Source organism: Brevibacterium sp. SIMBA_078 (genome assembly GCF_046534565.1).
GTDB lineage: Bacteria > Actinomycetota > Actinomycetes > Actinomycetales > Brevibacteriaceae > Brevibacterium.
The window spans coordinates 1-291 of record NZ_JAWRYQ010000140.1 but is presented as its reverse complement, the minus strand read 5'-3'; the positions used below and the strand labels follow the sequence as shown (position 1 = coordinate 291).

Here is a 291-nt window from a genome sequence, read left to right as displayed (position 1 = left end):
AGTTTGTAATAAAAAGTTATTTTAAGTTTTTGATATGTAACAAATATTCATGGTTTGATGCGTAGCACGAACCTTTAAACAGCTTTTTTGAGTGAGTACTCATATGCCATATCCTCGCGTAAATAAGAACCTTGGTTTAACCCTTTTCACTATTTTTTTTACTACCTCGTTAATTGCGTGTGGGGGTTCTGGGAGTGGCTCTGGAAGTGAAAGTAATGATGACATTGTTAAGCCTAATACTCCTACGCCCACCGATAAATGCAAAGATAAAACTGCTAGCAATTCAGGGCA

The 291-nt window shown here is 36.8% G+C and carries 1 protein-coding gene; it reads right to left on the bottom strand.

Annotated elements, in window-relative coordinates; translation table 11 throughout:
- Positions 1 to 99 precede the first annotated feature (99 nt).
- Positions 100 to 291: hypothetical protein (locus SB749_RS19205; protein ID WP_410711707.1), on the bottom strand; the 192-nt coding region annotated here is incomplete at its 5' end.